The 4,105-nt window shown below is 36.5% G+C and carries 5 protein-coding genes, 1 tRNA gene and 1 pseudogene; 3 read left to right on the forward strand and 4 right to left on the reverse strand.

The features are described from left to right. A pseudogene (locus tag ABWO41_RS16090) lies at nt 1-189 on the forward strand (hypothetical protein); the annotation flags it as partial. Nucleotides 190-378: 189 nt separating this feature from the next. Here the strand turns inward: ABWO41_RS16090 and ABWO41_RS16095 are convergent. Beyond that, entirely contained in the window at nt 379-957 is a 579-nt protein-coding gene (locus ABWO41_RS16095; protein ID WP_353140229.1) for a hypothetical protein, read from the reverse strand. Nucleotides 958-1,354: 397 nt separating this feature from the next. Here ABWO41_RS16095 and ABWO41_RS16100 point away from each other — a divergent pair, with 397 nt between their 5' ends. Beyond that, nucleotides 1,355-1,573 (forward strand): helix-turn-helix domain-containing protein, encoded by a 219-nt coding sequence (locus tag ABWO41_RS16100; RefSeq protein WP_353140231.1) that lies wholly within the window; start codon nt 1,355-1,357, stop codon nt 1,571-1,573. Between the two features lie 136 nt (nt 1,574-1,709). Here the strand turns inward: ABWO41_RS16100 and ABWO41_RS16105 are convergent. Next, nucleotides 1,710-1,786: transfer RNA gene (locus ABWO41_RS16105), tRNA-His, on the reverse strand. 147 nt (nt 1,787-1,933) lie between these two features. On the opposite strand from ABWO41_RS16105, the gene rnhA reads away from it, so the two are divergent. Then, nucleotides 1,934-2,404, forward strand: coding sequence for a ribonuclease HI (gene rnhA / locus ABWO41_RS16110; protein ID WP_353140237.1), 471 nt, complete (start codon nt 1,934-1,936; stop codon nt 2,402-2,404). A gap of 14 nt (nt 2,405-2,418) precedes the next feature. Here rnhA and fbp read toward each other — a convergent pair whose 3' ends face one another. Together fbp and ABWO41_RS16120 are read right to left on the reverse strand one after the other, a co-directional pair. Next, on the reverse strand, nt 2,419-3,453 hold the full coding sequence (gene fbp, locus ABWO41_RS16115; protein ID WP_353140233.1) for a class 1 fructose-bisphosphatase: 1,035 nt from the start codon (nt 3,451-3,453) through the stop codon (nt 2,419-2,421). 22 nt (nt 3,454-3,475) lie between these two features. Further along, nucleotides 3,476-3,970 (reverse strand): metallophosphoesterase family protein, encoded by a 495-nt coding sequence (locus ABWO41_RS16120; protein ID WP_353140235.1) that lies wholly within the window; start codon nt 3,968-3,970, stop codon nt 3,476-3,478. Nucleotides 3,971-4,105 lie beyond the last annotated feature (135 nt).

A 4,105-nucleotide genomic window follows, 5' to 3' on the forward strand; every position in this document is an offset into this window, starting at 1 on the left:
CCTAACCGTCATCGTTTGATCAATTACCGTGGGGAAGAGATATTGAAAGAGATTGACCGAAAGCGTAAGCGGGATAAAAAGTACCAGGCCGCCATTGCCAGGGAAAAGATCAGGGAGACTGCGGAAGAAACCATTGTGGATGGATTGAAGCTGCCTGTAACCGGGAAGGTATTTTATAAGAAGGAATAGTTACGTACTAAAAAAACTAAAAGTAAGAAGCTAAAAGCTTAAATTAACTCAAGTGAAGTAACGAAATTAATAAGTAAAAGTGCCTAAGGTCCCCTCTTCCCAGCAGTGTCTCCGCATGGGACACTGCACACAATAGCCATATATCTTCCATGGCAAGGTTCCAACACCGCATTGCACAGACTAATCCTACTAGCTTAAATCGATATCATCCAATTCCAAGCTATTTATAATAGTAATACAATCTTGAACGCCATTAATATAAAATTTAGCAGAGCTGTAAATATAATCCTGGGGCTGTTCAACTAAAGGCTCCTTTGTATGACAGGGATTCATGTGAATATAATCAAGTTTTTGGTTGATGAACGTCTCATTGTTGCATTCTTTCCAATCAAATGAAGGTTCGAAAACGCAATGTATCTTATTTTTTGCTTTTTCTTTTTCGCTAACTATTGATTGTAAATGGTTTAATATTTCAAAATGCTTCTGATCATACAACCTCTTCACGATTTCATAAGCCATGAATCGTTTTCCGTTACTGATAATTGTATTGATACTCTTTTTATTGTCTTTAAATGCAATAATTGCATGAATGTGATTTGGCATAATAACATATCCTACAATATAATTTCCTTGTTCAATAAGATAATTAAACCATTTATAAACTAAATCATAAGCATTGCATATTTCAAAGAGACTTATCCAATTAGAACAAGTAAATGTTATAAAATATACACCATTAGTATAGGGAATATTAGTTTTGGTCGGCACAGGGTATATTATTATTTGGTTTAACCTAAAATACGAAATTCTAATGATATTACTGAGATGAACGCAGTGTCCCTACGAAGACACTTCTTGGAAATGAGAAAGTGAGCACTCAGGGTTTAATGCACCTCTGGCGGCCATAACAGTCTTCCCAGCAGTGTCTCCGAAAGGGACACTGCGCACAATAGCCATATATCTCATACACTATAATCCCTTGCATCCAATTAGAACTGAAAAATATAAATGATATTACACCATTGGTATTAGAATATCGGATTTTAGTATAAACAAGATATTATTATTGGCTAACCTAAACAATGGTATTAATAAGATGAACGCAGTGTCCCTGCGGAGACACTGCTAGGAAGTGAAATCCGAAAATGACCTGACTATTTAAGCTATGGCAATTATTGTAAATTTAGATGTGATGATGGCAAAACGAAAACTCTCTCTTAATGAATTGTCTGAGAGAGTTGACTTGACATTATCGAACCTTTCTATATTAAAAACAGGAAAGGCAAAAGCAATTCGTTTTAGTACTTTAGAGACGATTTGTAAAGCATTAGACTGCCCGCCAGGTGATATTTTGGAATATGTAAATGAAGATGGCGAACAATAATCGCAAATAAATAGGATAGCATTTTTTCTTTTCTTAGCAGTGACCTTGCGGCGACACTGCAGGAAAGTGACGGCTAAAATGAAGCATAAGTCTATAAAAAAAGCCTTTAGCTATTTCGCTAAAGGCTTTAATTTTTTGGGGTAAGCAATGGGGCTCGAACCCACGACCCTCAGAACCACAATCTGATGCTCTAACCAACTGAGCTATGCCTACCATGATTTTGTGGAGACAAAAGTATAACAAAAAAGCAGATTAAGCAACTTTTAACGCTTTTTTTTAAAATATTACATTAATTAATTGATTATAAGAGCAAAAAAAATTTATCCGCAAGATTTTGATGGCAATGCTTACCTTAGTTGCATGATTGAATTGTTTACAGACGGTGCTGCAAGTGGGAATCCGGGACCTGGTGGTTATGGTGTTATTCTGCGTTCGGGGCCTCATTATAAAGAAATTTCAGAAGGTTTTAGGTTAACAACCAATAACCGAATGGAGCTACTTGCTGTATGCATTGGTTTGGAAGCCATAAAGAAGCCTGGCCAAAATGTAACCATTTATTCGGACTCTAAATATGTAATAGATGCTATCGATAAAAAATGGGTTTTTGGCTGGATAAAAAAAGGATTTGCGGGTAAAAAAAATAAAGATCTGTGGTTAAGACTTCTAAATTCCTACCGTCTGCACCAAATTAAATTAGTTTGGGTCAAGGGCCATGCCGGACATCCGGAAAATGAGCGCTGCGACCAGCTTGCTGTTCTGGCAAGCAAAGGAAGCAATTTAAAAATAGATAGCGTTTTCGAAGTTGAAAATAAAAAAAGCAGCCTTATTTAGGCTGCTTCACTTTATCAAACAGATACACTTTCTGTATCTACCGGCGAATATTCACGCATCATCTCTTCTGCTTTTAGAACCATATTTTTAGAACCGATGAAAATACATGAACGTTGATGAACTTCCGTTACATCAAGATCTAGAATACGTTTTGAACCGTTTGTAGCTAAACCTCCCGCCTGTTCAATGATAAAAGCCAAAGGATTACACTCGTAAACCAACCTTAATTTACCTTTGGGACTTGCGGCCGTAGTAGGATAAATAAAAATACCTCCACGAATTAAATTCCTGTGCAAATCTGCTACCATAGAACCAATATACCTGGAGGTATAAGGTCTGTTAGTTTCTTTATCATGTACCTGGCAGTATTTAATATATTTTTTTACACCTTCTGGAAAATGTACATAGTATCCCTCGTTTACACTATAGATATTGCCATCTTCCGGAATTCTCATATTGGGATGGGAAAGACAAAACTCTCCTATAGAAGGATCTAAAGTAAAACCATTTACGCCTTTGCCTGTGGTATATACCAACATGGTAGATGATCCATATACGATATACCCGGCAGCTACCTGTTCGGTTCCTTTTTGCAGAACATCGCTAACATTAGGTTCTTCATTCACATCAGTTTTCCTGCGATAAATTGAAAAAGTAGTTCCTACGGCTACATTTACTTCTATGTTAGATGAACCATCCAGGGGATCGATTGCGACAATATACTTTCCGTTTTTAGAAAATTTAGAATTCAACAATACAACCTCCTCATTCTCTTCAGAAGCTACCAGACAGCATTCGCCCCCACTTTCCAATGCAGAAATAAACTGTTCGTTCGCATAAATATCCAACTTCTTTTGAGATTCACCCTGAACATTAACAGTTCCTGCCTCTCCCAGAATATCTACCAGTCCTGCTTTATTAATTTCTCGGTTTACAATTTTTGCGGCAATTCCAATATCTCTTAATAATCTGGAAAGCTCTCCTTTTGCATATGGGAAGTCTGCTTGTTTCTCAATAATGAACTGCCCTAGTGTTTTTACTGCTGTCATATACCTTAGTGTACTTTATACATTAACTATCTATCAATTCCACGACTTCCAATGTATGAATTTTTTTTTCAGAAATGCAAAATCTTATTAAAGTTCGTTGTTTATGCCAGCCTTGTTTACCTGCAGCACCGGGGTTAATATGCAGGCAGTGTATTTTTTTATCGTAAATAACCTTTAAAATATGCGAATGTCCACAAATAAACAGATCAGGGGACTTAGTGTAAATCTCAGGCTTAACCAAAGGACTATATCTATCGGGGTAACCGCCAATATGGGTCATCCAAACATCCACTTCTTCACAATTAAAACGTAAATGTTCCGGATAAACATGCCGAATATCTTTACCATCTATATTACCGTAAACTCCTCTTAAAGGTTTAAAATTCGACAATTGCTCAGCAAGTTCCAAAGTACCAAAATCTCCGGCATGCCAGATTTCGTCTCTATCATCAAAATATTTAAAGATCTTATCATCCAGATAGCCATGTGTATCGGACAATAATCCTATTTTTTTCATGTTTTATACCTTTTTTAGTTCAATAGTCATTGGTTCATTAGTAAAACCTCAACTCCCTTTCCTGCAAGTGATGTTCCTTCGGGAAAGCGAATGACAGGACAATATATTACTTAACTCTATATTTAGACGATCTAC

It is taken from the genome of Pseudopedobacter sp. (assembly GCF_040392825.1).
Classification (GTDB): Bacteria; Bacteroidota; Bacteroidia; order Sphingobacteriales; family Sphingobacteriaceae; genus Pseudopedobacter.